The organism is Streptomyces changanensis, from assembly GCF_024600715.1.
Classification (GTDB): Bacteria; Actinomycetota; Actinomycetes; order Streptomycetales; family Streptomycetaceae; genus Streptomyces; species Streptomyces changanensis.
The window spans coordinates 4,885,802-4,910,810 of the sequence record NZ_CP102332.1; the positions used below are offsets into that span (position 1 = coordinate 4,885,802).

Consider the following 25,009-nt stretch of genomic DNA (forward strand, 5'->3'; position numbering starts at 1 on the left):
CGCCCCTGCCACAGGGGGACACGACGCCGCACCCCGCACGACGGCCACCCCATCCCTTTCACATGCCGCTGATGACCTGTGGCATCAGCGAGGAAGCAGACGATCATGTCTCACCTGCTCGACGTCGTCGACTCCGCGTCCCTGCGGACCGACCTCCCGCCGTTCCGTCCCGGTGACACCGTGAACGTCCACGTTCGCGTCATCGAGGGCAACCGCTCCCGCATCCAGCAGTTCAAGGGTGTCGTCATCCGCCGCCAGGGCTCGGGCGTCTCCGAGACCTTCACGGTGCGCAAGGTCTCCTTCTCCGTCGGCGTCGAGCGCACCTTCCCGGTGCACAGCCCGATCTTCGAGAAGATCGAGCTCGTCACCCGCGGTGACGTCCGCCGCGCCAAGCTGTACTACCTCCGTGAGCTGCGCGGCAAGGCCGCGAAGATCAAGGAGAAGCGCGACAACTGAGCCCCGGCTCACCCCCGCCGCGTACGCTTCGGACGAGTCCCACAGGGTCGCCGGTTAGGCTCTGGCCCCGATGGACACCGAAGCACAGCACACGGAGCGCGACCTCCCCGACGACGCCGACAGGCGTACGACGGGGAGGTCGCGCTTCGCGCTTTCCCGGCGCAGGGCCGGCCTGCTCGGCCTCGCCTGGGCCCTCGGCATGCTGCTCGTCAGCCACTTCGTCATCCAGCCGTTCCAGATCCCCAGTGGCTCCATGGAACCCACCCTCCAGGTCGGCGACCGGGTGCTCGTCAACAAGCTGGCGTACCGTTTCGGCGACGTCCCCGCGCGCGGGGACGTCGTCGTCTTCGACGGAACCGGCTCGTTCGTCCGTACCGTTCCGCAGGAGAACCCCCTCGCCGGGCTGGTGCGCGGCGCCGCCGCGGCGCTTGGCCTCGCCGAGCCCGCCGACACCGACTTCGTGAAGCGCGTCGTGGGGGTCGGGGGCGACCGGGTGGTGTGCTGCGACAAGGAGGGCAGGATCGAGGTGAACGGCGTACCCGTGCGCGAGGGGTATCTGTACCCCGGTGACGCCCCCTCCCAGGTGCGGTTCGACATCGTGGTCCCGCAGGGCGGCCTCTGGGTCATGGGCGACCACCGCAGCAACTCCAAGGACTCCCGCGACCACCTCGGCGCCCCCGGCGGCGGGATGGTCCCGGTCGACATGGTCGTCGGCCGGGCCGAGTGGATCGCCTGGCCCTCCGGACGCTGGTCGACCGTCGAACCGACGGACGCCTTCGCGCGCGTACCGCGCCCCCCGGCCGAGGGGGCCGGCCATGGGTAACCGCGGCCGGCGCGCCGGGCACCGCGCCGACACCCGGCTGCCCACCGGGTCGCGGCCGACCGACGGCCGCCGCCCACTGCCCGGCCGGGCCGAGCGGCGCAGGCTCGCCCGCCGGGTCAAGCGGCGCAGGCGCCGCTCCGCACTGAAGGAGATCCCCCTCCTCATCACCGTCGCGGTGCTCATCGCGCTCGTTCTGAAGACGTTCCTGGTGCAGGCGTTCGTCATCCCGTCCGGCTCCATGGAGCAGACCATCCGGATCGACGACCGGGTGCTCGTCGACAAGCTGACGCCCTGGTTCGGCTCCCGGCCGGAGCGCGGCGACGTCGTCGTCTTCCGCGACCCCGGCGGCTGGCTCCGGGACGAGCAGACGCCACCGGCCGACGACCCGGTCGTCGTCGCCCAGGCCAAACGCGCCCTGACCTTCATCGGCCTGCTCCCCTCGGAGGACGAACAGGACCTCATCAAGCGCGTGGTGGCCGTCGGCGGGGACACCGTCAAGTGCTGCGACCGCGCGGGCCTGCTCACCGTCAACGGCGTACCGGTGAACGAGCCGTACCTCCATCCGGGGAACGCGCCCTCCGAGATCACCTTCGACGTACGGGTCCCCGAGGGGCGGCTGTTCGTCCTGGGCGACCACCGCACCGACTCCGCCGACTCGCGCTTCCACCTCGACGAGGAGTTCCAGGGCACCGTCGCCGAAGAACAGGTCGTGGGGCGCGCCGTGGTCATCGCCTGGCCCTTCACGCACTGGCGGCGGCTCGGCGACGGCGACGCGTTCGCCGGGGTCCCGGACGCGCCGCCCGGGACCACGACGGCGCTCGGCGCGTCGCATAGTGTGTCCCTTTGGCGTCCCATGGGATCGCCACGGCTCCCGACCCCTGCGGAACTCCCGCTCGTTATGGGAGTGGTGGGCCTTCCCCTGCTTCGGGGGAGGGCGAGAGTACGGACTGAGGAGTGGATGTGGGGGATCTGGCGGTCGGCGCGCGATCCGGGCGCGAGGAGCCGGAGAAGGGGCGCGAGCAGTTCGCCGGCCCGGTCCCCGGCCCGGGCGGGACAACCGCCGCGGGCGTGACCCCGGGCCCGGCCCTCCCGGGAGACGACAGGAACGTGGACAGCGCGGGCAGCGCCGAGAACGCCGAGGGCGACAGCGTGGACGACGACCGGACCGGTGACGGCGGGGGCAGCGGTACGCCCGGGGAGGGCGGTGACGGCGGGGCCGCCGACGGCGGCGAGCAGCCGCGCAAGCAGCGCTCCTTCTGGAAGGAGCTGCCGCTGCTGATCGGTATCGCGCTGCTGCTGGCGCTCCTGATCAAGACGTTCCTGGTCCAGGCGTTCTCGATCCCCTCCGAGTCGATGATGAACACCCTCCAGCGCGGCGACCGCGTCCTGGTCGACAAGCTGACGCCGTGGTTCGGCTCGGAGCCCGAGCGCGGCGAGGTCGTCGTCTTCCACGACCCGGGCGGCTGGCTCAACGAGCCCGCCCCCGAGCCCAACCCGCTGCAACGGTTCCTCAGCTTCATCGGCCTGATGCCGTCGTCCGAGCAGCAGGACCTGATCAAGCGCGTCATCGCGGTCGGCGGGGACACCGTCGAGTGCAAGAAGGGCGGCAAGGTCGTCCTCAACGGCAAGGAACTCGACGAGACCGCCTACCTGTACCCGGGCTCGACCCCCTGCGACGACGAGCCCTTCGGGCCGGTCAAGGTCCCCGACGGCAGCATCTGGGTGATGGGCGACAACCGGCAGAACTCGCTCGACTCGCGCTACCACCAGGAGCTCCCCGGCAACGGCACGGTCGCCCGGAAGGAGGTCGTCGGCCGCGCCGTCGTCGTCGCCTGGCCGATCGGCCGCTGGTCGACCCTGCCGGTGCCGGACACGTTCGACCAGCCCGGCCTGGGCTCCGCCGCCGCGGCCGCCGCGGGGCCGGGGGCCCTGGGGCTCGCCGGGGCGGTGCCGCTGGTGCTGTGGCGCCGCCGCCGCGTCCTCGCCCGCGGCACGGCGCCCGTCGGGGCCCGCGGTCGGGCCTGAGCGGGGGCCAGGCGGGTCTGAGCGGGGCGTACCGCCTGGTAGCGGGCGCGGGTAGGGTGCCGTCCCAGAGCATCGATCTCCTGAGGCGGGGAGCGCTGGGATGGGCGGAACGATACGTACGGGCGGCCACGGCCGCCTCGGCAGCGTGCTGTCGGGGCTGGTCGTGGCCGTCGGCTGTGTGCTCTTCCTGGGCGGGTTCGCCTGGGGAGCGCTCGTCTACCGGCCCTACACGGTGCCCACCGACTCGATGAACCCGACCGTCACGGCCGGCGACCGCGTCCTCGCCCAGCGGATCGACGGCGACGAGGTGCGGCGCGGCGACGTCGTCGTCTTCACGGACCGCACCTGGGGCGACCTCCCGATGATCAAGCGGGTGGTCGCGGTGGGCGGCGACACCGTCGCCTGCTGCGACGCGGACGGCCGCCTCACCCTCGACGGCAAGCCGGTCGAGGAGCCGTACGTCCGCTCCCAGGGGTGGGGCGTCGACGAGGCGGCGTCGCCGTCGACCTTCTCCGCCACCGTGCCGAAGGGCCACCTCTTCCTCCTCGGCGACCAGCGCGCCGTGTCGCAGGACTCCCGGGTGCACCTCCAGGACCCCGGTCGGGGCTCGGTGCCCCGGAGCGCGGTCAGCGCGCGGCTCGACGCCGTCGTGTGGCCGTGGGACGGCGCCGCGGTCATCGACCGGCCCCGGGCCTTCGCGGGGCTCCCCGGCGGGGTGTCGCAGCCCGGTCCGGTACGGGAGCTGGGCTGGGCCGTGGTGGCCGGCGCCGCGCTGATCCTGGGCGGGGCGGCGTACGGGCCGCTGGCCCGGCTCGGCTCGCGGTCCCGGCCCGGGCCGCGGCCGGGGGCGGGGCCGTCGGGCGGGGCGGCGCCGCGTGGCTGACCGGGCGGAGCGGCCGGAGCCGGGGTCGCCGGTGGTGCCGGGCGGGGAGGGTGCGCCGGAGCTGCCGCCGGGGGAGGTGCGCCGGGTCGCGCGGGTCGTGCTGCTCGACCCCGACGACCGGATCCTGCTGCTGCACGGCTACGAGCCCGGCGACCCGTCGCGGACCTGGTGGTTCACCCCGGGCGGCGGCGTCGAGGGCGACGAGACGCTGGAGCTGGCCGCGCTGCGCGAACTGGCGGAGGAGACCGGTCTCACCGGTGTCGAGCTCGGGCCGGTGGTGTGGCGGCGGCTGTGTTCCTTCCCGTTCGACGGGCGCCGCTGGAACCAGGACGAGTCGTACTACCTCGCCCGGACCCGGCACACGGCGGTGGCCCTCGGCGCCGACCTCACCGAGCTGGAGAAGCGCAGTGTCGCGGGGCTGAGGTGGTGGACGTCCGCCGAACTGTCGGCGGCCCGTGAGACGGTGTACCCGACACGACTCGCCGAGCTGCTGCGCACGCTGCTCGACGACGGCCCGCCGTCGGAGCCGGTCGTCCTGTCCCCGGAAATCGTCTGGGGGTCGGGGTGACTGGCGCACAATGGGGGCACGCACGGCTGAAGGGGAACATGCCATGAGCGCCGAGGACCTCGAGAAGTACGAAACCGAGATGGAGCTGAAGCTCTACCGGGAGTACCGCGACGTCGTCGGGCTGTTCAAATACGTCATCGAGACGGAGCGGCGCTTCTACCTGACGAACGACTACGAGATGCAGGTGCACTCCGTGCACGGCGAGGTCTTCTTCGAGGTGTCGATGGCGGACGCCTGGGTCTGGGACATGTACAGGCCGGCCCGGTTCGTCAAACAGGTCCGCGTCCTCACCTTCAAGGACGTGAACATCGAGGAGCTCAACAAGACGGACCTGGAGCTCCCGGGCAACTGAAACCACCCCTGCGGGTGACGGGGTTCTCCACAACGGGCGGGTTGTCCACCAAGATCCACACCTGAGCGCCCGAGGCGTCACAGTCGGTGCCGGAGGTGGTGCCGCGATGAACGCGACGGGGGCTCTGGGACGGTACGGGGAACGGCTGGCGGTACGCCGGCTGGGCGAGGTCGGCATGGCCGTGCTCGCCGTGAACTGGCGGTGCGGCCGGGGCGGAGAGATCGACATCGTCGCCCGCGACGGCGACGCGGTCGTGGTGTGCGAGGTGAAGACCCGCAGGGCGGGCCGGTTCCAGCACCCGCTGGCGGCGGTCACGCCCGCCAAGGCCGAAAGGCTGCGCAGGCTCGCCGGATGCTGGCTGGAACGGCACGGCGGACCACCACCGGGCGGTGTGCGCATCGACCTGGTCGGGGTGGTGCTGCCCCGGCGGGGCGCTCCCGTGGTGGAGCACGTGCGGGGGGTGGCCTGATGGGGTTCGCCCGCTCGTGCTCGGTGGCGCTGGTCGGCGTCGACGGGGTGGTGGTGGAGGTCCAGGCGGACCTGGAGCCCGGGGTCGCGGCGTTCACGCTCGTCGGCCTGCCGGACAAGAGCCTCTCGGAGAGCCGCGACCGCGTCCGCGCCGCGATCGTCAACTCCGGCGCCGAGTGGCCGCAGAAGAAGCTCACGGTCGGGCTCAGCCCCGCCTCCGTACCGAAAGCCGGTTCCAGTTTCGACCTCGCCGTCGCTTGCGCCGTCCTGGGAGCGGCCGAGCTGGTCGACCCGCGCACGATCGCCGACCTCGTCCTCATCGGCGAGCTCGGCCTCGACGGGCGGGTCCGCCCGGTGCGCGGGGTGCTGCCGGCCGTCCTCGCGGCCGCCGAAGCCGGCTACGAACAGGTGGTCGTGCCGGAGCAGAACGCCGGCGAGGCGTCCCTCGTGCCCGGGGTGGCCGTCCTGGGGGTGCGGAGCCTGCGCCAGCTCCTCGCCGTCCTCACCGACGGGCCCGTGCCCGAGGAGGAGCCCGCGGAAGCGGGCAGGCCCGACCCCATGCTGGCGGGTCTCGTCATCCCCGGTGCCGGGCTCGGCACCGGCCTGGCCGCCGACCCTGGCGACAGCCCCGACCTGGCCGACGTCGCCGGGCAGCGCGCCGCCCGGCTGGCCCTGGAGGTCGCCGCGGCGGGCGGCCACCACCTGCTGCTCTCCGGCCCGCCCGGCGCGGGCAAGACCATGCTGGCCGAGCGCATGCCCGGCCTGCTGCCGCCGCTCACCCCGGCCGAGTCACTGGAGGTGACCGCCGTCCACTCCGTCGCGGGCATCCTGCCGCCGGGGAAGCCCCTGGTCAGCAGAGCTCCCTACTGCGCCCCGCACCACTCGGCGACGATGCAGTCGCTCGTCGGCGGCGGCAACGGGGTGCCACGGCCCGGCGCCGTCTCGCTCGCGCACCACGGGATCCTCTTCCTGGACGAGGCGCCCGAGTTCTCGGGCCGCGCCCTGGACGCGCTGCGACAGCCACTGGAGTCGGGCCACGTCGTGATCGCCCGCGCGGCGGGCGTGGTGCGGCTGCCGGCACGGTTCCTGATGGTCCTCGCCGCGAACCCCTGCCCCTGCGGCCGGCACAGCGCGCACGGCGACAGCTGCGAGTGCCCCTCGTCGGTGATCCGCCGCTACCAGGCCCGTCTGTCCGGCCCGCTCCTGGACCGGGTCGATCTTCGGGTCGAGGCCGAGCCGGTCAGCCGCGCCGACCTGCTGGCGGCGGACGGCGAGCCGACCGCCATCGTCGCCGCCCGCGTCCACGCCGCGCGGGCCCGGGCCGCCGCCCGCCTGTCCGGCACCCCGTGGACGCGCAACGCGGACGTCCCCGGCCACGAACTGCGCACCCGCTGGCACCCCGCCCCCGGCGCGCTGGCCGCCGCCGAACGCGAGATCGAACGCGGCCTGCTCACCGCCCGGGGCCTGGACCGGGTCCTGCGCGTCGCCTGGACCCTCGCCGACCTGGCGGGCCGGTCCCGCCCCGAGACGAACGACGTCAACCTCGCCTTGGAACTGCGCACGGGCATCTCCCGGGGCGTCCCCGTGGGGGCGGCCCCGGGCCGGGACGGCCGACGGTGAACGGGGGCCCCGCCCCGCCACACGGCGGACGGGGCAGCGGGAGGGCGCGGGTGTGCACGGGGGCCGGGGAGCGGGGGTGATGGCCGCGCGTGCGTGTGGCAGGTCGTGACCGAGAGGGCGAGCGTCGTCGGCCGTCGGCTGTCGACCCTCGGCCGGTGCGGCGGCGGGTGCCGCCGCGGCAGGTGGGGTTGCCGGTGGATCTCCAAGGGGGAACGGGTGGAGCGCGTGGAACGGGTGGGGCACGGGGGTGCCGAGGTGACGGTGGCGGACGACGAGCGGGTCGCTCGGGCCGCGCTCTGCCGGGTCGTCGAGCCCGGGGACGAGCACGGCGGCCGGTGGCTCCGGGAGCTCGGTGCCGTGGAGCTGCTGCGGCGGCTGACCGCGGAGCCGTACCGGGCGGGGGCGCTCACCGGTGCCCGCGAGCGGCGGATCCAGGGCTACCTGGCCCGCGCGGCCCGAGTGAGGCCGCACCAGGACCTGGAGGGGATCGGGCGCATCGGCGGGCGCTTCGTCGTACCGGGCGACGCGGAGTGGCCGAGTCAGCTCGACGACCTCGGCGACGCCCGGCCCGTGGGCCTGTGGGTGCGGGGAGGGCCCGACCTGCGGCGCTGGGCGCTGCGTTCCGTCGCCGTGGTCGGCGCCCGCGCCTGCACACCGTACGGCGCGCACATGGCGGCCGCCCTCGGCGCGGGGCTGGCCGAGCGCGGCTGGGTCGTCGTCTCCGGCGCGGCCTTCGGCATCGACGGCGCCGCGCACCGCGGCGCCCTCGGTGCGCAGGGCGCCACCGTCGCCGTCCTCGCCTGCGGCGTGGACGTGCCCTACCCGCGCGGCCACGCCGGGCTGATCGGCCGTATCGCCGAACAAGGGCTCCTCGTGGGGGAGCTGCCGCCCGGTGACCACCCCACCCCGGCGCGGTTCCTGCTGCGCAACCGCGTCATCGCCGCCCTCACCCGGGGCACCGTCGTCGTGGAGGCCGCCTACCGCAGCGGCGCGCTCGCCACGGCCCGGGACGCGCAGCACCTCGGCCGCCACACCATGGGCGTCCCGGGGCCCGCCACCAGCGGCCTCTCCGGTGGTGTCCACGAACTGCTGCGCGGCGGCGCCGTCCTCGTCACCGACGCCGACGATGTCGCCGAACTCGTCGGCGACATCGGGGAGCTCGCCCCCGCGCGCCGCGGCCCCGTCGTCCCGCGCGACCTCCTCGACCCGGTCACGGCGCGCGTGCTGGACGCCCTCCCCCCACCCGGCCGGACCGCGAGCGCGGCCGACCTGGCGGCGACCGCCGGGACCAGCGTTGACGACGTACTCGGCAGACTGTACGAACTCCACTCCCTCGGACACGCCGAACGGCAGGGCGACGCATGGGGGTTGACGGACCCCGCCCGGCACCCCCCGAACGCCCGGCGAGGCGGTCCTTGACCTGGAGCATTCGGGTGAAAAGGTGAGCCCGATGACCAGCTTCGTCCCACAGGAGACGGCGGAAGGCCGTCGTGCGGCCGGCCACCCCCATTCGAAGATGCGGCCGACGGCGCGGTCCCGCCTGCGGTCGAACCCCTCAGCTTCGCTCACCGCAACGGCCCAGTCACGCTACGCTCACCGCTACCACCTCCCCGGCACCCCCGCACACCACGGCAGAACGGCTCAAGGCGACGCATGCCCCAGCACACCTCCGGGTCCGACCGCGCTGCGGTGCCCCGCGCTGCCCGGAGCAGCGTGCGGCCGGCCGCTCCCTCGTCCCTGGACGAGTTGTGGCGGTCGTACAAGGAGACGGGTGACGAGCGGCTGCGGGAACAGCTGATCCTGCACTACTCGCCCCTCGTGAAGTACGTCGCGGGCCGGGTCAGCGTCGGCCTGCCGTCCAACGTCGAGCAGGCCGACTTCGTCTCCTCCGGCGTCTTCGGGCTGATCGACGCGATCGAGAAGTTCGACATCGACCGGTCGATCAAGTTCGAGACGTACGCGATCACCCGGATCCGCGGCGCCATGATCGACGAACTGCGCGCCCTGGACTGGATCCCCCGCTCCGTCCGGCAGAAGGCCAGAGCCGTCGAGCGCGCCTACGCCACCCTGGAGGCCCAGCTGCGGCGCACCCCCTCCGAGGGGGAGGTGGCCGCCGAGATGGGCATCCCCGTCGAGGAGCTCCACGGCGTCTTCAGCCAGCTCTCCCTGGCCAACGTCGTCGCCCTGGAGGAGCTGCTGCACGTCGGCGGGGAGAACGGCGACCGGCTCAGCCTCATGGACACCCTGGAGGACACCGCCGCCGACGACCCCGTCGAGGTCGCCGAGGGGCGCGAGCTGCGCCGGCTCCTCGCCCGCGCCATCAACACCCTCCCGGACCGCGAGAAGACCGTCGTCACCCTCTACTACTACGAGGGACTCACCCTCGCCGAGATCGGCAACGTCCTCGGCGTCACCGAGAGCCGTGTCAGCCAGATCCACACCAAGTCCGTGCTCCAGCTCCGGGCGAAGCTGGCGGATCTGGGACGTTGACGCCGGAGAGCCCCCCGGCGTCGAACGGACGGCCGTAGAGTTGGAGCCGTGCCAAGGATTCGAGCGGCCTCGGTGGCCGAGCACCGGACGATGCAGCGCGCCGCCCTGCTGGACGCGGCGCGCTCCCTGCTGTCCGAGGGCGGTACGGAAGCGCTGACCTTCCCCGCCCTCGCCGAGCGGACCGGCCTGGCCCGGTCGTCGGTGTACGAGTACTTCCGCTCGCGCGCGGCCGTGGTCGAGGAGCTGTGCGCGGTCGACTTCCCCGTCTGGGCCACCGACGTCGAGGCGGCCATGGCCGCCGCCGGCACGCCGGAGGCGAAGGTGGAGGCGTACGTACGCCGGCAGCTGGAGCTCGTCGGTGACCGCAGGCACCGCGCCGTCGTCGCCATCTCCGCCAGCGAACTGGACGACGGGGCCCGCGAGAAGATCCGCGCCGCGCACGGCGGGCTCGTCACGATGGTCGTGGACGCCCTGCGCGACCTCGGCCAGACCGAGCCGAGGCTCGCCGCGATGCTCCTCCAGGGCGTCGTGGACGCCGCCGTCCGCCGGATCGAGCTGGGCGCGGCCGAGGAGCCGTCCGCCATCGCCGACACGGCCGTCGCCGTCGCCCTGCGCGGCGTCACCCACACCTGATCCCCGCCCCCGTCGGGCCGCCTGTCCGCGGCTCGGCACCGGCACGTCAGCCGAGCGGCAGCAGGCGGGACGGCGCGCGGCGCAGAAGGTGGGGCGGCAGCAGCGAGAGCGGGTCCAGGTAGGCGGCCCCGTGCCGCAGGCCCCAGTGCAGGCACACCCCCGCGCAGTGCGACGGGGCGTCCGCCGTCGTCACGGCCACCACCTGACCCGCGCGCACCTCGGCGCCCCGGGCCACCACGGCGCGCACCGGCTCGTACGTGAAGCGCAGCGGCACCCCGCCCGGCGGCGCGGGCAGCGTCACCGACAGCACGCCCCGCCCCGCCACCGGGCCCGCGAACGACACCCGCCCGCCCGCCGCCGCCCGTACCGGGGTACCCGGCGGCGCGGCCAGGTCGACGCCCCGGTGCCCCGGACCGTACGGCGAGGCGGGCGGCTGCCAGCCCCGCACGACCAGCGCCCGCGGCGGCCCCACGGGCCACACCGCCTCCGCGACCGGCAGCGCACCGCCCCGGCCGCCGGCGCCACCCGCCCCCGGTGCCGTGGCACCCGCGGTCCCGGCCCCCCGCGGCTCCGCCCCCGCCGCTGTCCTCCCGCCCGGCGGTCCGCCGCCCGGCGGCACCGCGCCCAGCACCCGCGCACCTGCCCGCCCGGCCCCCGACGCCACCGGCACCCGGCTCGCCGGCGCCCCGTCCGGGCGCGCCTCGGGTCGTGCGGAGCCCGGCGGCCCGGCGCCCGCACGCCCCGCTCCCGGGGACCCGGCGCCCGCGAGCCCCGCTGCGGGACGCCCGCCCGGGACTGCTGATGCCCCGAAGCCCGAAGCCCCGGCCCCCACCGGCCCCACCGCCCCGGTGCCCGAAGCCCCGGCCCCCAGCAGCCCCACCGCCCCCCCGCCCGGCGGCCCCATCGCCCCGGTGCCCGAAGCCCCGGCCCCCGGCGGCCCCGCCGCCCCCGCGCCCGGCGGCGCTGCCACCCCGACACCGTCCATGAGCCCCTGCGCCCCCGCTCCTGGTGCGTGCTCCCCGAGAGCCGGCAGGGGCATCGGCGGCCCGGGGTGCGGCCCCGGCGGCCGGGCCGACAGGGGGAGCAGGGCCGGCACGGGGAGAAGGAGGAGCAGCAGCAGGAGGGCCGTCAGGGTGAGGGGGTGGTGGCGTCGTGTCATGCCCGCACTCTCCCCCCGCACCGCCCGGCCGGGTGGATCATGACGCGGGACTGGGGATGACGAGGCCGGTTGTGGACAGCGCCGTCACCCGGCGGTGTCCAGGTCCCGTACACTTCTTCTGGCGACCCGGGCCACCGGGTCGACTTCGCACGCCCCGCCATCACCTTCGAAAGTCGTGGCAGCGCCCATCGGTCCATTCGTGGCACGGCGCGTCGGGGCGTCAGGACACAACCGAGAACCAAGGAGAAACGGCCATGGCCGTCGTCACGATGCGGGAGCTGCTGGAGAGCGGCGTCCACTTCGGTCACCAGACCCGTCGCTGGAACCCGAAGATGAAGCGCTTCATCTTCACCGAGCGCAACGGCATCTACATCATCGACCTGCTCCAGTCGCTGTCGTACATCGACCGCGCCTACGAGTTCGTCAAGGAGACCGTCGCGCACGGCGGCTCCATCATGTTCGTCGGCACCAAGAAGCAGGCGCAGGAGGCCATCGCCGAGCAGGCGACGCGCGTCGGCATGCCGTTCGTCAACCAGCGCTGGCTGGGTGGCATGCTCACCAACTTCTCGACCGTCTACAAGCGCCTGCAGCGCCTGAAGGAGCTCGAGGGCATCGACTTCGAGGACGTGGCCGCCTCCGGCCTCACCAAGAAGGAGCTGCTGGTCCTCTCCCGCGAGAAGGCCAAGCTGGAGAAGACCCTCGGTGGCATCCGCGACATGCAGAAGGTGCCCAGCGCCGTCTGGATCGTCGACACCAAGAAGGAGCACATCGCCGTCGGCGAGGCTCGCAAGCTGAACATCCCGGTCGTCGCGATCCTCGACACCAACTGCGACCCGGACGAGGTCGACTACAAGATCCCGGGCAACGACGACGCGATCCGCTCCGTCACCCTGCTCACCCGCGTGATCGCCGACGCCGTCGCCGAGGGCCTCATCGCCCGCTCCGGTGCCGCCACCGGTGACTCGAAGCCGGGCGACAAGGCCGCCGGCGAGCCGCTCGCCGAGTGGGAGCGCGACCTGCTCGCGGGCGAGAAGAAGGCGGACGACGAGTCCGCCGAGAAGCCCGCCGAGGCGCCGGCCGCCGAGGCCCCCGCCGCCGAGGAGGCGCCGGCCGCCGAGGCCCCCGCCACCGAGGAGGCCCCGGCCACCGAGGCTCCGGCCGCCGAGGCCGAGCAGGCCTGAACCGCGGTCCGGACCTCCGGGTCAGGGTCGGGGACTTCCGACCCGGCCTGACCGGTCCGGTCGTCGACGGAGGGGGCCACGAGCCCCCTCCGTCCACCCCCAGATCTTGGTAGATCTTCCAGACTTCGAGAGAGATTCACGAATCATGGCGAACTACACCGCCGCCGACGTCAAGAAGCTCCGCGAGCTCACCGGCGCCGGCATGATGGACTGCAAGAAGGCGCTGGACGAGTCCGACGGCAACGTCGACAAGGCCGTCGAGGCCCTGCGCATCAAGGGCCAGAAGGGCGTCGCCAAGCGCGAGGGCCGCTCCGCCGAGAACGGCGCGGTCGTCTCCCTGATCGCCGACGACAACACCTCCGGCGTCATCGTCGAGCTGAAGTGCGAGACGGACTTCGTCGCCAAGGGCGACAAGTTCCAGTCGGTCGCCAACCAGCTCGCCCAGCACGTCGCGGCCACCCGCCCGGCCGACCTGGAGGCGCTGCTCGCCTCCGAGATCGAGTCCGGCAAGACCGTGCAGGCGTTCGTGGACGAGGCCAACGCCAACCTCGGCGAGAAGATCGTCCTGGACCGCTTCGCGCAGTTCTCCGGCGGCTACGTCACCGCGTACATGCACCGCACCATGCCCGACCTGCCCCCGCAGATCGGCGTCCTCGTCGAGCTCGACAAGGAGAACGCCGAGGTCGCGAAGGGTGTCGCGCAGCACATCGCCGCCTTCGCCCCGAAGTACCTCTCCAAGGACGACGTCCCGGCCGAGGTCGTCGAGGCCGAGCGCCGCGTCGCCGAGGAGACCACTCGCGCCGAGGGCAAGCCCGAGGCCGCGCTTCCGAAGATCGTCGAGGGTCGTCTCAACGGCTTCTTCAAGGACGCGACGCTGCTCGGCCAGCCGTACGCGCTCGACAACAAGAAGTCGGTCCAGCAGATCCTGGACGAGGCCGGTGTCACCCTGAAGCGCTTCTCGCGCATCAAGGTCGGCATCTGAGTCCGTACCCACGGACACCGGGCCCCACCGGGGCCGTAGCAGTCGTCCGCGTCCGCGCCGGACGACCGCAGATCTGACGAGGAGGCCATTGCCGCACTGGGACACCCGCACCCCCGGCAATGGCCTTCTTCGTATGCGCACGAGGAGATCTCCAATGAATCAGGGCGCCGCACAGAGCGACGACACCACCGGTAAAAAGGCCGGCCGCTTCCTGCTGAAGCTGTCCGGCGAGGCGTTCGCCGGAGGCGGCGGCCTCGGCGTCGATCCCGACGTCGTCCACGCCATCGCCCGCGAGATCGCCGCGGTCGTCCGGGACGGCGCGCAGATCGCGATCGTCATCGGCGGGGGCAACTTCTTCCGCGGCGCCGAGCTCCAGCAGCGCGGCATGGACCGGGCCCGCTCCGACTACATGGGCATGCTCGGCACGGTCATGAACTGCCTCGCCCTCCAGGACTTCCTGGAGAAGGAGGGCATCCAGTCCCGCGTCCAGACCGCCATCACCATGGGCCAGGTCGCGGAGCCGTACATCCCGCTGCGCGCCGTGCGCCACCTGGAGAAGGGCCGCGTCGTCATCTTCGGCGCGGGCATGGGCATGCCGTACTTCTCCACCGACACCACCGCCGCCCAGCGCGCCCTGGAGATCGACGCGGAAGCCCTCCTCATGGGCAAGAACGGCGTCGACGGGGTCTACGACTCCGACCCCAAGGCCAACCCGGACGCGGTGAAGTTCGACGCCCTGGAGTACGGCGAGGTGATCTCCCGCGACCTCCGGGTCGCCGACGCCACCGCCATCACCCTCTGCCGTGACAACAAGCTGCCGATCCTCGTCTTCGAACTCCTCACGGCCGGCAACATCGCGCGCGCCGTGAAGGGTGAGAAGATCGGCACGCTCGTGAGCGACGAGGGCACCCGGCACTGACCTCCGGGTCGCCCCGCCCGGGGATGGACAAAGCCCTGCCGGTCGTACACCGTGCAGGGAAAGACGCGACGCAGGTTCCGCGGCCGTGGTGCACGCCGGGACAAACCAAGACACGCAGGAGCAAGTGGTGATCGAAGAGACCCTCCTCGAAGCCGAGGAGAAGATGGAGAAGGCCGTCCTTGTCGCCAAGGAGGACTTCGCCGCGATCCGCACCGGGCGTGCGCACCCGGCCATGTTCAACAAGATCGTGGCCGACTACTACGGTGCCCTCACGCCGATCAACCAGCTGGCCTCCTTCTCGGTGCCGGAGCCGCGCATGGCGGTCGTGACCCCGTTCGACAAGACCGCCCTGCGCAACATCGAGCAGGCGATCCGGGACTCCGACCTCGGTGTCAACCCGTCCAACGACGGCAACATCATCCGGGTGGTCTTCCCCGAGCTCACCGAGGAGCGCCGCCGCGAGTTCATCAAGGTCGCCAAGGGCAAGGGCGAGGACGCGAAGATCTCGATCCGCGCCGTCCGCCGCAAGGCCAAGGAGACCATCGACAAGTTCGTCAAGGACGGCGAGGTCGGCGAGGACGAGGGCCGCCGTGCGGAGAAGGAGCTCGACGACACCACCGCGAAGTACGTCGCGCAGGTCGACGAGCTGCTGAAGCACAAGGAAGCCGAGCTCCTCGAGGTCTGATGAACGACGCTTCCTGGGGGGCCCCGCCACGAGACGGCTACTGGGGCCCACCCGACCAGGGGCTCGCTCCGGTCGTCCCGGCGGGTCCCGTCCACGATGAGCACGCCGCGCAGCAGACTCGGCCCATGCCCATCGTGCCCGACGTCCCCGCCGGCGGGGACCAGGACGACCACGACCGGGGGGCCGCCCCGCTGGGGGGCGGTCCCCTGTTCCGCGACGAGATGCCGCAGGAGCCCATGCCCCCGCAACCGCCGGAGCCCGCCCCGCCGCAGGGGCGTGCGCAGAAGAAGCAGGAGCGGCAGAAGAAGCAGGCCGGGCGGGACCTGCGGGCCGCCATAGGGGTCGGTGTGGGGCTCGGCGCGGTCATCGTCGCGTCGCTCTTCATCCAGAAGGCTGTCTTCGTCGGCGTCGTGGCGGTCGCCGTCGTCGTCGGCCTGTGGGAGCTCACCTCCCGGCTCCAGGAGCGCAGGGGCATCAAGGCGCCCCTCGTCCCGCTCGCCGTCGGCGGCGCGGCGATGGTCGTCGCCGGCTACGTGCGCGGCGCCGAGGGCGCTTGGGTGGCGATGGCGCTCACCGCGCTCGCGGTGCTGGTGTGGCGGATGACGGAACCCCCCGAGGGTTACCTCAAGGACGTCACCGCCGGTGTCTTCGCCGCCTTCTACGTGCCGTTCCTGGCGACGTTCGTGGCGCTGATGCTGGCCGCCGACGACGGGCCGCAGCGGGTGCTCGTCTTCCTGCTGCTGACCATCGTCAGCGACACCGGCGCGTACGCCGTCGGCTGGCGGTTCGGCAGGAACAAGCTCGCGCCGCGCATCAGTCCCGGGAAGACCCGCGAGGGCCTGCTGGGCGCGGTGGCCTTCGCCATGGGCGCCGGCGCGCTGTGCATGACGTTCCTGATCGACGGGGGCACCTGGTGGCAGGGGCTCGTCCTCGGCCTCGCGGTCGCGGTCAGCGCGACCCTCGGGGACCTCGGCGAGTCCATGATCAAGCGGGACCTGGGGATCAAGGACATGGGGACGCTCCTCCCGGGCCACGGCGGGATCATGGACCGGCTCGACTCCCTGCTGCCGACGGCCCCCGTGGTGTGGCTGCTGCTCGTGCTGTTCGTGGGAGCCGGATAACCGGGGGAGAGGGGCTGGTCGGCCCTCTCCGACCTGCGCTTTCGTCTCCGGAAGGCCCGTCGTCCACAGGGCGGCGGGCCTTCCGTCGCGCTTCTGCGACACTGGTAGGACCATGCCCAAGCCCGGAGAACTCACTTTCGTCGCGCCCCGCGGAGCCAAGAAGCCGCCGCGGCACCTCGCCGACCTCACGCCCGCCGAGCGCAAGGAAGCCGTCGCCGCGATCGGCGAGAAGCCGTTCCGCGCCAAGCAGCTGTCCCAGCACTACTTCGCGCGGTACGCCCACGACCCCGCGCAGTGGACCGACATCCCCGCCGCCTCCCGGGAGAAGCTCGCCGGCGAGCTGCTGCCCGAGCTGATGAGCGTCGTCCGGCACATCTCGTGCGACGACGACACCACCCGCAAGACCCTCTGGCGGCTGCACGACGGGACGCTCGTCGAGTCGGTGCTGATGCGCTACCCCGACCGGGTGACGATGTGCATCTCGTCGCAGGCCGGCTGCGGCATGAACTGCCCGTTCTGCGCGACCGGCCAGGCGGGCCTGGACCGGAACCTGTCGACCGCCGAGATCGTGCACCAGATCGTCGACGGCATGCGCGCCCTGCGGGACGGGGAGGTCCCCGGCGGCCCCGCACGGCTGTCGAACATCGTCTTCATGGGCATGGGCGAGCCCCTCGCGAACTACAACCGCGTCGTCGGCGCCATCCGCCGCCTCACCGACCCCGAGCCGGACGGCCTCGGACTGTCGCAGCGCGGCATCACCGTCTCCACGGTCGGTCTCGTCCCGGCGATGCTGCGCTTCGCCGACGAGGGCTTCAAGTGCCGCCTCGCCGTCTCCCTCCACGCCCCCGACGACGAGCTGCGCGACACGCTCGTCCCGGTGAACACGCGCTGGAAGGTCCGCGAGGTGCTCGACGCGGCCTGGGAGTACGCCGAGAAGTCCGGCCGCCGCGTCTCCATCGAGTACGCGCTGATCCGCGACATCAACGACCAGGCCTGGCGCGGCGACCTGCTCGGCCGGCTGCTCAAGGGCCGGCGGGTGCACGTCAACCTCATCCCGCTGAACCCCACGCCCGGCTCCAAGTGGACCGCGTCCCGCCCCGAGGACGAGAAGGCGTTCGTCGAGGCCATCGCGGCGCACGGCGTGCCGGTCACCGTCCGGGACACACGCGGCCAGGAGATCGACGGCGCCTGTGGACAGCTCGCGGCCGCGGAACGCTGACCTTGTACCCTGAGCTCGAACACATCTGCATATTCCGACAGGGGAGCGCCACAGCGCTGAGAGTGCGGTGACCGTCAGACCGCAGACCCTCTGAACCTCGCCCAGGTCATTCTGGGTAGGGAGTTCGGTCGTTACTCGAGCTGTTGCGCCCTGCCCACCGGAAGGATCCGGTGGGCGGGGCCGCGTCTTCTCCTGGTCACCCCCAGGAGGAATCTCAGTGAGCACCACCAGGAAGATCGCGGTCGGCACGCTCGCCGCCGCACTGGGCGTCTCGACGCTCACCGCCTGCGGCACGGACTCCGGCAAGGACGCCGGTGCCGGCGGTACGGCGTCGAAGACCGTGACGCTCGTCAGCCACGACTCCTTCAACGCCTCCCCGGCCGTCCTGAAGGAGTTCACCCGGCAGACCGGCCTCACCGTCAAGGTCCTCAAGAGCGGCGACGCCGGAGAGGCGGTCAACAAGGCCGTCCTCACCAAGGGCGCCCCGCAGGGCGACGTCTTCTTCGGCGTCGACAACACCCTCCTCTCCCGCGCCCTCGACAACGGCATCTTCGAGCCGTACGAGGCCAAGGGCCTGGACCGGATCCCCGAAGCCGTGCAGCTCGACAAGGGCGAGCACCGCGTCACGCCCGTCGACACCGGAGAGATCTGCGTCAACTACGACAAGAAGTACTTCGCGGACAGGAAGCTCGTGCCGCCGCAGACCTTCGACGACCTCGCGAAGCCCGCGTACAAGGACCTCCTCGTCGTCGAGAACCCCGAGCGGTCCTCGCCCGGCCTCGGCTTCCTGCTCGGCACGGCCGCCCGGTACGGGGACGAGGGCTGGCAGGACTACTGGAAGAAGCTCAAGGCCAACGGCGTCAAGGTCGTCGACAGCTGGGAGCTCGCCTACAACCAGGAGTTCTCCGGCTCCGCCGGCGGCAGGAAGGCCAAGGGCGACCGGCCGCTCGTCGTGTCCTACGCCTCCAGCCCGCCCGTCGAGGTGCTGTACGCGGAGCCGCAGCCCGCCGAGGCCCCGACCGGCGTTTCCACCGGCACCTGCTTCCAGCAGACCGAGTTCGCCGGACTGCTGACCGGTGCGAAGAACCCCGACGGCGGCAAGGCCCTCATCGACTTCCTCATCGGCAGGAAGTTCCAGGAGGACATGCCGCTGCAGATGTTTGTGAACCCCGTCGCCGAGGACGCGCAGCTCCCCGAGCTGTTCACGAAGCACGGCGCCGAGGTCGACCGGCCGTACACGGTCGCCCCCGCGAAGATCGCCGAGAAGCGTGACCAGTGGATCCAGACGTGGTCCTCGCTCGTCCTGAAGTAGACACCCGCGGGCGCCGGGCGCTGCGGGCCGGGCTCATGGCCCTGCCCGTGGCGTTCTTCGCCGTCTTCTTCGCCTACCCCGTCACCGCGATCGTCGGGCGCGGGCTGCGGACCGACGACGGCTGGCAGCTCGGGCGGCTCGGCGACGTCCTGGGCCGTCCAGACGTCCTGGACGTCCTGTGGTTCACCACCTGGCAGGCACTCGCCTCCACCGCCCTCACCCTGCTGGTCGCGCTGCCCGGCGCGTACGTCCTCGCCCGCTTCGACTTCCCCGGCAAGGGCCTGCTGCGGGCGGTCGTCACCGTGCCGTTCGTCCTGCCCACGGTCGTCGTCGGGACCGCGTTCCTCGCCGTCCTCGGCCGGGGCGGACTCCTCGACGAGCTGTGGGGCGTACGGCTCGACACCACCGTGTGGGCGATCCTCCTCGCGCACGTCTTCTTCAACTACGCGGTCGTCGTCCGCACGGTCGGCGGTCTGTGGGCGCAGCTCGACCCGCGGCAGGAGGAGGCGGCCCGGGTGCTCGGCGCCTCGCGGCTCGGTGCCTGGCGCCGGGTCACCCTGCCCGCGCTCGCGCCCGCCGTGGCCGCGGCCGCGCTGATGGTCTTCCTCTTCACGTACACCTCCTTCGGCATCGTCCAGATTCTCGGCGGACCCGCGTACCGCACGCTGGAGGCGGAGATCTACCGGCAGACCGCGCAGCTGCTCGACCTGCCGACGGCGGCGGTGCTCACGCTCGTGCAGTTCGCCGCGGTCGGCGCGATCCTCGCCGTGCACGCCCGTACGGTCCGCCGCCGGGAGGCCGAGCTGGCGCTGGTGGACGCCGCCGGCACCGCCCGGCGGCCCCGCGGGGCCGGGCAGTGGGCGCTGCTCGGCACCGTCCTCGCGACGATCGTCCTGCTGCTCCTGCTGCCGCTCGGGGTGCTGGTCGAGCGGTCCTTCGACGGCGGGCTCGGCTACTACCGGGCGCTCCAGGACGCGGGCGCGGGCGGCGGCACGTTCCTCGTGCCGCCCGTCGAGGCCATCGGCAACTCCCTGGAGTACGCCCTCGCCGCGACCGTCCTCGCCCTCCTGATCGGCGGGCTCGCCGCCGCCGCGCTCACCCTCCCCCCCTCCCGGCTCCGCTCGGGCGGGGGGACCCGGACCCCCGCCGCCGGGCGGCTGGTGCGCGGGTTCGACGCGCTGCTGATGCTGCCGCTCGGGGTGTCCGCCGTGACCGTCGGCTTCGGCTTCCTCATCACGCTGGACGAACCACCGCTCGACCTGCGCTCCTCGTGGATCCTCGTGCCGCTGGCCCAGGCACTGGTCGGCGTCCCCTTCGTCGTGCGGACCGTGCTGCCCGTGCTGCGCGCGGTGGACGCGCGGCTGCGCGAGGCCGCGGCGGTGCTCGGCGCGTCGCCGTGGCGGGTGTGGCGCGAGGTGGACCTGCCGATGGTGGGGCGGGCCCTGCTGGTGGCGGCGGGGTTCGCGTTCGCCGTGTCCCTCGGCGAGTTCGGGGCGACCGTCTTCATCGCCCGCCCCGACGACCCGACCCTCCCGGTCGCCGTGGCCCGGCTCCTCGGCCGGCCCGGCGAGCTGAACTACGGCCAGGCCATGGCCCTCTCGACGATCCTGATGGTGGTGTGCGCGGTGGCCCTGCTGCTGCTCGAACGTGTCCGCGTCGACCGCTCCGGGGAGCTGTGACCATGCTCGCCCTCCAGGACGTGACCGTCCGCTTCGGTCCGCGCGCCGCGGTCGACGCGGTGTCGCTGGACGTCGCCGACCACGAGATCGTCTGCCTGCTCGGCCCGAGCGGCAGCGGCAAGTCGACCCTGCTGCGCGTGGTGGCCGGGCTCCAGCCGCTCGACGCGGGCCGGGTCCTGCTCGACGGCGCCGACCAGGCGGGCGTACCCGTGCACCGGCGCGGCGTGGGCCTGATGTTCCAGGACCACCAGCTGTTCCCGCAGCGCGACGTCGCGGGCAATGTCGCGTTCGGGCTGCGCGTGCGCGGGGTCCCGCGCGCCGAGCGGACCGCGCGCGTCGACGAGCTGCTGGACCTCGTGGGCCTGCCGGGCGCGGGCCCGCGACCCGTCGCGGCCCTGTCCGGCGGCGAGCAGCAGCGCGTGGCGCTCGCCCGCGCCCTGGCGCCCCGGCCGCGGCTGCTGATGCTCGACGAACCGCTCGGCCAGCTCGACCGGGGGCTGCGCGAACGGCTCGTCACCGAGCTGCGCCGACTCTTCGGGCGGCTCGGCACGACCGTGCTCGCCGTCACCCACGACCAGGCCGAGGCGTTCGCGCTCGCCGACCGCGTCGTCGTCATGCACGAGGGCCGCGTCGCCCAGGTCGGCAGCCCCCTGGAGGTGTGGCGGCGGCCGGCGTCGGAGTTCGTCGCGCGGTTCCTCGGCTTCGACAACGTGGTCGCCGCCACCGTCCTCGGTACGGCCGCCACGACCGCGTGGGGCCCGATCCCCGTACCGCCCGGCACCCGCGAGGGGGCCGTCCGGCTGCTGGTGCGGCCCGCCGGCGTACGGCTCGGGGACCCCGCCGAGGGGTTGCGCTGCACGGTCGAGGGGCGTACGTTCCGGGGCCACCACGTCGCGGTGCGGCTGCGCCCCGTCGACGGCCAGGCCCCGCCCCTGGAGGCCGAGTGCGCCCTGCGCGACACCCCCGACGAGGGCGCGGTGGTCGGCGTGGCGTTCCGCCCCGACGAGGTCGTCGTCCTGGACTGACGCCCGCCGCCGCGCGGGCCGCCGCACGGGCGGTGCGGGCCCGCAGCCGGTACGCCCCGGCCGCTCGGCACCGCCGGGGTGTGTCCGCAGCGGTACGTCCGCGCCCCCGCCGCGCCCCCGCCCGTGCGCCTCAGCCGGCGGCGGCCAGGCGGAGCAGCGCCTCCGGGGCCTCCTCCACGGTGTCGACCAGGGCGATGCGGGAGGCCATCGAGCGGCCCTCCGCGAGGGCCCGCAGCAGCGGCCAGGCGGGGAGGTGCTCGGTCCAGTGGGTGCGGTTGACCAGCACCATCGGCGTCGGCTCGCCGCGCGACCCGTAGTAGTTCGGCGTGGCGTTGTCGAAGATCTCCTGCACGGTGCCGGCCGCGCCCGGCAGGTAGACGACGCCGGCCGTGCAGCGGGCCAGCAGGCCGTCCTCACGGGTGGCGTTGGCGAAGTACTTGGCGATGTGCCCGGCGAAGGCGTTGGGCGGCTCGTGGCCGTAGAACCACGTGGGGACGCCGATCGAGTCGCCGCCCCCGGGCCAGCGGTCGCGCACGTCGAACGCGGCGCGCGCCCAGGCGCCGACGGACGGCACGTACGACGGCTCCTTGCCGAGCAGCAACAGCGCCTCGTCCAGCATGCCGTCGGGGTGGGGGGCCGCGTACGCGCCGAGGTTGGCGGCCTCCATCGCGCCCGGCCCGCCCCCGGTCGCGACGGTCAGCCCGGCACGGGCGAGACTCCGGCCGAGGCGGGCGGCGCCCGCGTACGCGTCGGTGCCGCGCGCCATGGCGTGCCCGCCCATCACCCCGACGACGGGCACGCCCGCCAGCCGCTCGTCGAGCGCGTCGGAGATCGCGTCGTCGTGCACGGAGCGCAGCATCGACGCGAAGACGTCGCCGTCCCGCATGGTCCGCTGGAACCACGCGTACGTCCGCGCGTCCGGCGTCGCCGCGTAGCCGTGTTCCGCGTCCAGCCCGGCGAAGAGCTCGTCGGGGGTGTACAGCAGCCCCCGGTAGGGAGCGAAGGGCAGGTCGGGCACGGGCGGGAACACCAGCGCCCCGTCCGCGCGGACCTTGGCCGCCGCGTCGGGTGCCATCGGGCAGCCGAGGAAGACGGCGGCGGTGGTGTCGGCCGCCATGAGCGCCGCCGTACGGTCCGTCAGGTCGAGGGCCTGCAGCCGCCAGCCGACGAGGCTGCCGCCCGCCGCGACCCGGTCGAACTCCTCCAGCGTCTCGATCTCACGGTCGTGCCGGTGCCCGTGTCGGTGGGGGTGCGCCATGGCGCCAGCGTAGCCGGGCCGTCGTGCGGGCCCGCCGGTCAGGGTCGCAGCGGCAGGGCGGTCAGGACGGCCACCACCCAGGCCAGCGGCGCGAACACGGCGAGCAGGACGCCCGCGCGCAGCACCGCCGCGGTGCGGAGCAGGCCCGCCGGGGCGCCCAGGCGGATCAGGGCGGCGGTCGTCCCGGCCCGGCTCTGGCGGGTCTCGACGGCGGCGGTGAGGAGGGTCGCCGTCGCGCAGGCCAGGACGAGTCCGGCGCCGAGGCCGGTGAGCGGCCCGAAGGGCCGCGAGCCGGCCTGACCGGCCAGGGTGTGCGCCGTGATCGCCGCCGAGACCACCGCGCACAGCACGCCCAGCGGGCGGCCGACGCGGCGTGCCTCGTCCATCAGCGCCCGGCCGGACAGGAGCCGGGTGGCGCCCGGCCGGTACGCCTGGACGAGGCGTCCGCACAGGTGGACGATGCCGGGCCCGGCGACCGCGAGGCCCAGGGTGGTGAGGACCCAGCCGGCCACGACCGGGCCGGGACTGCCGGGGAACCCGCCGGGCAGGGGGACCGCGCCGCCGTCGGCGCCGCGCGCCCCGTACACCTCGGCGGCCAGGCCGAGGGCGATCAGGGCGACGCCCCAGGGCAGTCCGGTCGGCGCGGGCGCCGGATCGAACGGGTCGCGGGCCTCGGCGGGCACGGCCACGCCGTCGCCCCGCGCGGCGCCCCGGCGCCCGCCGACGCGCCGCCCGCGGGGGAGCAGGACGAGGCCGGTCGTGGCGTACGCGACGGCGGGGACGACGGCCAGCAGGGTCAGCGCGGCCGGTACGGGCAGGGGCCGCCCGGCGCCGAGGAGGCCGGCGGCCGCCCCGTCGAACGGCAGCCCCGACAGGCCGCCGCGCAGGTGGAGGAAGAGCAGGAGCGCCACGGCCGAGCCGAGCGCGCAGACGAGGGCGGTGGACGCGGCGGCCAGCGCGGCGAGGCGGGCGGGGCCGAGGCCGACGGCGGAGAGCCCGCGCCGCGGCCGGGTGACCGCGTCGGTACGGGCGACGGCGACGGCCAGGTACACGGCCGCGGAGAGCGGCAGCACGCTCCATCCGAGGCGCACCAGGGCGGCGGAGGACCGGTCGGGGTGCGCGACCGCGTGGCCGAGGGCGCCCAGCAGCAGGAAGCCCACCCCGGCGGAGGCCGCGGCGACCAGCAGGCGGCGCAGGACGAGGAAGGGGTGGCCGCCGCGGGCTAGACGGAGAGCGAGCACGCGTCGAGCCCCTCCGCGCCGTTGACGTGCAGGGAGTTGACGCGGCGCCCGTCGAGGAGGGCCACCGTCCGGTCGGCGAGCGCGGCGACGTCCGCGTCGTGCGTGGCGAGGACGACGGTGATGCGGTGCGAGCGGGCGGCGGCGGTCAGGGTCCGCAACACCTGGGAGCGGTCGGCGCTGTACAGGGGGGCGGTGGGCTCGTCGGCGAAGAGGACGGTCGGGGTGGCGACGAGGGCGCGGGCCACGGCGACGCGCTGGCGCTGCGACTGGAGCAGGGCGTGCGGGCGGTCGGCCGCGCACGAGCCGATGTCGAGCCGTTCGAGCCATTCGAGGGCGGCGGACCGGGCGGCCCGGTGCGAGCAGCCGCGCAGGAGCAGGGGGAGCGCGGCGTTCTCCCAGGCGGTCAGCTCGGGGACGAGGGCGGGCTCGGGGTCGATCCAGCCGAAGCGGTCGCGGCGCAGCCGTTCGCGCTGGACGGCGCCCATGGTGTGGACGGGGACGCTGTTGAACCAGACCTCGCCCTCCTCGGGGACGACGTGACCGGCGAGGCAGCGCAGCAGGGTCGTCTTGCCGCAGCCGCGCGGGCCGTGCACGGCGAGGACCTCGCCCTCGCGGACGCCGAGGGAGACGCCGCTGAGCGCGGGCGAGCCGTGGTGCGTGTGGTGCAGGGAACGCGCCCACAGGACGTCGTTGTCGGGCGGGGCCACCATGTCCGTCACACCTCAGATCAGCTCGGAGCCGTTCCTGTTCCCGTTCGTGTCCCCCCGAACCGGTCGGAACATAACACGCTGTTCACTACCTCCTACGGTGTGTCGCCGGAACGGGAAACGGCCGCGGCCCGGATGCACCCGCGTGGGTGAATCCGGGCCGCGGCCCGTCGCCGGACGACGGTGAGCCGAAGTGAGGGAAG

At 73.9% G+C, this 25,009-nt stretch carries 24 protein-coding genes and 1 pseudogene; 21 read left to right on the forward strand and 4 right to left on the reverse strand.

The annotated features are described in order from the left end of the window. Positions 1–105 precede the first annotated feature (105 nt). The 12 genes and pseudogenes from rplS (at position 106) to NRO40_RS21785 (ending at position 10,318) form a co-directional block, all read left to right on the forward strand. A complete protein-coding gene (rplS, locus tag NRO40_RS21730; protein WP_058945268.1) occupies positions 106–456 on the forward strand; it encodes a 50S ribosomal protein L19 in 351 nt (116 codons plus the stop codon). Positions 457–526: 70 nt separating this feature from the next. Continuing rightward, a complete protein-coding gene (gene lepB, locus NRO40_RS21735) occupies positions 527–1,279 on the forward strand; it encodes a signal peptidase I (RefSeq protein WP_058945267.1) in 753 nt (250 codons plus the stop codon). Further along, a pseudogene (gene lepB, locus NRO40_RS21740) lies at positions 1,272–2,316 on the forward strand (signal peptidase I); the annotation flags it as partial. The gene lepB (NRO40_RS21735) and the pseudogene lepB (NRO40_RS21740), both read left to right, overlap by 8 nt. Beyond that, positions 2,249–3,304: a signal peptidase I gene (lepB, locus tag NRO40_RS21745; protein ID WP_257375578.1), complete on the forward strand. Its 1,056-nt coding sequence runs from the start codon at positions 2,249–2,251 to the stop codon at positions 3,302–3,304. The pseudogene lepB (NRO40_RS21740) and the gene lepB (NRO40_RS21745), both read left to right, overlap by 68 nt. 100 nt (positions 3,305–3,404) lie before the next feature. Further along, a complete protein-coding gene (lepB, locus tag NRO40_RS21750; RefSeq protein WP_058945265.1) occupies positions 3,405–4,187 on the forward strand; it encodes a signal peptidase I in 783 nt (260 codons plus the stop codon). Between the two features lie 34 nt (positions 4,188–4,221). Beyond that, a complete protein-coding gene (locus NRO40_RS21755) occupies positions 4,222–4,755 on the forward strand; it encodes an NUDIX hydrolase (protein WP_408057091.1) in 534 nt (177 codons plus the stop codon). Between the two features lie 43 nt (positions 4,756–4,798). Continuing rightward, positions 4,799–5,107, forward strand: coding sequence for a DUF2469 domain-containing protein (locus tag NRO40_RS21760; protein WP_058945263.1), 309 nt, complete (start codon positions 4,799–4,801; stop codon positions 5,105–5,107). 106 nt (positions 5,108–5,213) lie between these two features. After that, positions 5,214–5,576 carry a YraN family protein gene (locus tag NRO40_RS21765; protein ID WP_058945262.1) on the forward strand — a complete coding sequence of 121 codons (363 nt, stop codon included), beginning with the start codon at positions 5,214–5,216 and terminating at the stop codon, positions 5,574–5,576. Continuing rightward, a complete protein-coding gene (locus tag NRO40_RS21770; protein ID WP_058945261.1) occupies positions 5,576–7,195 on the forward strand; it encodes a YifB family Mg chelatase-like AAA ATPase in 1,620 nt (539 codons plus the stop codon). Before NRO40_RS21765 ends, NRO40_RS21770 begins: the two co-directional genes overlap by 1 nt. Before the next feature lie 216 nt (positions 7,196–7,411). Then, a complete protein-coding gene (gene dprA / locus NRO40_RS21775; protein ID WP_232791287.1) occupies positions 7,412–8,614 on the forward strand; it encodes a DNA-processing protein DprA in 1,203 nt (400 codons plus the stop codon). Positions 8,615–8,848: 234 nt separating this feature from the next. Beyond that, positions 8,849–9,685, forward strand: coding sequence for an RNA polymerase sigma factor WhiG (gene whiG / locus NRO40_RS21780; RefSeq protein ID WP_058945260.1), 837 nt, complete (start codon positions 8,849–8,851; stop codon positions 9,683–9,685). A 72-nt stretch (positions 9,686–9,757) separates the two neighbouring features. Then, on the forward strand, positions 9,758–10,318 hold the full coding sequence (locus tag NRO40_RS21785; protein WP_058945259.1) for a TetR/AcrR family transcriptional regulator: 561 nt from the start codon (positions 9,758–9,760) through the stop codon (positions 10,316–10,318). Between the two features lie 46 nt (positions 10,319–10,364). Here the strand turns inward: NRO40_RS21785 and NRO40_RS21790 are convergent, their stop codons facing one another. Then, positions 10,365–10,790 carry a peptidoglycan DD-metalloendopeptidase family protein gene (locus NRO40_RS21790; protein ID WP_408057037.1) on the reverse strand — a complete coding sequence of 142 codons (426 nt, stop codon included), beginning with the start codon at positions 10,788–10,790 and terminating at the stop codon, positions 10,365–10,367. Positions 10,791–11,731: 941 nt separating this feature from the next. Here NRO40_RS21790 and rpsB point away from each other — a divergent pair. From rpsB to NRO40_RS21835, 9 genes are all read left to right on the forward strand, one after another. Continuing rightward, a complete protein-coding gene (gene rpsB / locus NRO40_RS21795) occupies positions 11,732–12,658 on the forward strand; it encodes a 30S ribosomal protein S2 (protein WP_058944001.1) in 927 nt (308 codons plus the stop codon). Between the two features lie 145 nt (positions 12,659–12,803). Next, positions 12,804–13,640, forward strand: a complete 837-nt coding sequence (gene tsf, locus NRO40_RS21800; protein WP_058944000.1) for a translation elongation factor Ts — start codon at positions 12,804–12,806, stop codon at positions 13,638–13,640. Between the two features lie 154 nt (positions 13,641–13,794). After that, a complete protein-coding gene (pyrH, locus tag NRO40_RS21805; RefSeq protein ID WP_058943999.1) occupies positions 13,795–14,559 on the forward strand; it encodes a UMP kinase in 765 nt (254 codons plus the stop codon). Positions 14,560–14,686: 127 nt separating this feature from the next. Continuing rightward, the gene (frr, locus tag NRO40_RS21810; RefSeq protein ID WP_058943998.1) at positions 14,687–15,244 is read left to right on the forward strand and encodes a ribosome recycling factor; all 558 of its coding nucleotides are present in this window, start codon (positions 14,687–14,689) and stop codon (positions 15,242–15,244) included. Then, positions 15,244–16,365 (forward strand): phosphatidate cytidylyltransferase, encoded by a 1,122-nt coding sequence (locus NRO40_RS21815; RefSeq protein WP_058943997.1) that lies wholly within the window; start codon positions 15,244–15,246, stop codon positions 16,363–16,365. The genes frr and NRO40_RS21815 overlap by 1 nt, the downstream gene beginning before the upstream one ends. Before the next feature lie 112 nt (positions 16,366–16,477). Next, a complete protein-coding gene (rlmN, locus tag NRO40_RS21820; protein ID WP_058943996.1) occupies positions 16,478–17,584 on the forward strand; it encodes a 23S rRNA (adenine(2503)-C(2))-methyltransferase RlmN in 1,107 nt (368 codons plus the stop codon). A 217-nt stretch (positions 17,585–17,801) separates the two neighbouring features. After that, positions 17,802–18,896: a thiamine ABC transporter substrate-binding protein gene (locus tag NRO40_RS21825; protein WP_058943995.1), complete on the forward strand. Its 1,095-nt coding sequence runs from the start codon at positions 17,802–17,804 to the stop codon at positions 18,894–18,896. Positions 18,897–18,931: 35 nt separating this feature from the next. After that, positions 18,932–20,575 (forward strand): ABC transporter permease, encoded by a 1,644-nt coding sequence (locus NRO40_RS21830; protein ID WP_058943994.1) that lies wholly within the window; start codon positions 18,932–18,934, stop codon positions 20,573–20,575. A 2-nt stretch (positions 20,576–20,577) separates the two neighbouring features. Further along, complete coding sequence (locus NRO40_RS21835; protein ID WP_058943993.1) at positions 20,578–21,600, forward strand: ABC transporter ATP-binding protein; 1,023 nt, start codon at positions 20,578–20,580, stop codon at positions 21,598–21,600. Between the two features lie 130 nt (positions 21,601–21,730). Here NRO40_RS21835 and NRO40_RS21840 read toward each other — a convergent pair whose 3' ends face one another. The 3 genes from NRO40_RS21840 to NRO40_RS21850 are packed head-to-tail and all read right to left on the reverse strand — an operon-like array spanning position 21,731 to position 24,809. Continuing rightward, on the reverse strand, positions 21,731–22,858 hold the full coding sequence (locus tag NRO40_RS21840) for an LOG family protein (protein ID WP_058943992.1): 1,128 nt from the start codon (positions 22,856–22,858) through the stop codon (positions 21,731–21,733). A gap of 38 nt (positions 22,859–22,896) precedes the next feature. Further along, complete coding sequence (locus tag NRO40_RS21845) at positions 22,897–24,099, reverse strand: hypothetical protein (RefSeq protein ID WP_058943991.1); 1,203 nt, start codon at positions 24,097–24,099, stop codon at positions 22,897–22,899. Further along, complete coding sequence (locus tag NRO40_RS21850; RefSeq protein ID WP_058944007.1) at positions 24,081–24,809, reverse strand: ABC transporter ATP-binding protein; 729 nt, start codon at positions 24,807–24,809, stop codon at positions 24,081–24,083. Before NRO40_RS21850 ends, NRO40_RS21845 begins: the two co-directional genes overlap by 19 nt. Between the last annotated feature and the right edge of the window lie 200 nt (positions 24,810–25,009).

Bases quoted from the DNA above. Each gene is read 5' to 3' on its own strand.
- tsf (WP_058944000.1), top strand. From the start codon at position 12,804: ATGGCGAACTACACCGCCGCCGACGTCAAGAAGCTCCGCGAGCTCACC.
- NRO40_RS21760 (WP_058945263.1), top strand. From the start codon at position 4,799: ATGAGCGCCGAGGACCTCGAGAAGTACGAAACCGAGATGGAGCTGAAG.
- NRO40_RS21765 (WP_058945262.1), top strand. From the start codon at position 5,214: ATGAACGCGACGGGGGCTCTGGGACGGTACGGGGAACGGCTGGCGGTA.
- whiG (WP_058945260.1), top strand. From the start codon at position 8,849: ATGCCCCAGCACACCTCCGGGTCCGACCGCGCTGCGGTGCCCCGCGCT.
- lepB (WP_058945267.1), top strand. From the start codon at position 527: ATGGACACCGAAGCACAGCACACGGAGCGCGACCTCCCCGACGACGCC.
- rplS (WP_058945268.1), top strand. From the start codon at position 106: ATGTCTCACCTGCTCGACGTCGTCGACTCCGCGTCCCTGCGGACCGAC.
- rpsB (WP_058944001.1), top strand. From the start codon at position 11,732: ATGGCCGTCGTCACGATGCGGGAGCTGCTGGAGAGCGGCGTCCACTTC.
- pyrH (WP_058943999.1), top strand. From the start codon at position 13,795: ATGAATCAGGGCGCCGCACAGAGCGACGACACCACCGGTAAAAAGGCC.
- NRO40_RS21830 (WP_058943994.1), top strand. From the start codon at position 18,932: ATGGCCCTGCCCGTGGCGTTCTTCGCCGTCTTCTTCGCCTACCCCGTC.
- NRO40_RS21850 (WP_058944007.1), bottom strand. From the start codon at position 24,809: ATGGTGGCCCCGCCCGACAACGACGTCCTGTGGGCGCGTTCCCTGCAC.
- NRO40_RS21835 (WP_058943993.1), top strand. From the start codon at position 20,578: ATGCTCGCCCTCCAGGACGTGACCGTCCGCTTCGGTCCGCGCGCCGCG.
- NRO40_RS21815 (WP_058943997.1), top strand. From the start codon at position 15,244: ATGAACGACGCTTCCTGGGGGGCCCCGCCACGAGACGGCTACTGGGGC.
- NRO40_RS21770 (WP_058945261.1), top strand. From the start codon at position 5,576: ATGGGGTTCGCCCGCTCGTGCTCGGTGGCGCTGGTCGGCGTCGACGGG.
- rlmN (WP_058943996.1), top strand. From the start codon at position 16,478: ATGCCCAAGCCCGGAGAACTCACTTTCGTCGCGCCCCGCGGAGCCAAG.
- lepB (WP_058945265.1), top strand. From the start codon at position 3,405: ATGGGCGGAACGATACGTACGGGCGGCCACGGCCGCCTCGGCAGCGTG.
- NRO40_RS21840 (WP_058943992.1), bottom strand. From the start codon at position 22,858: ATGGCGCACCCCCACCGACACGGGCACCGGCACGACCGTGAGATCGAG.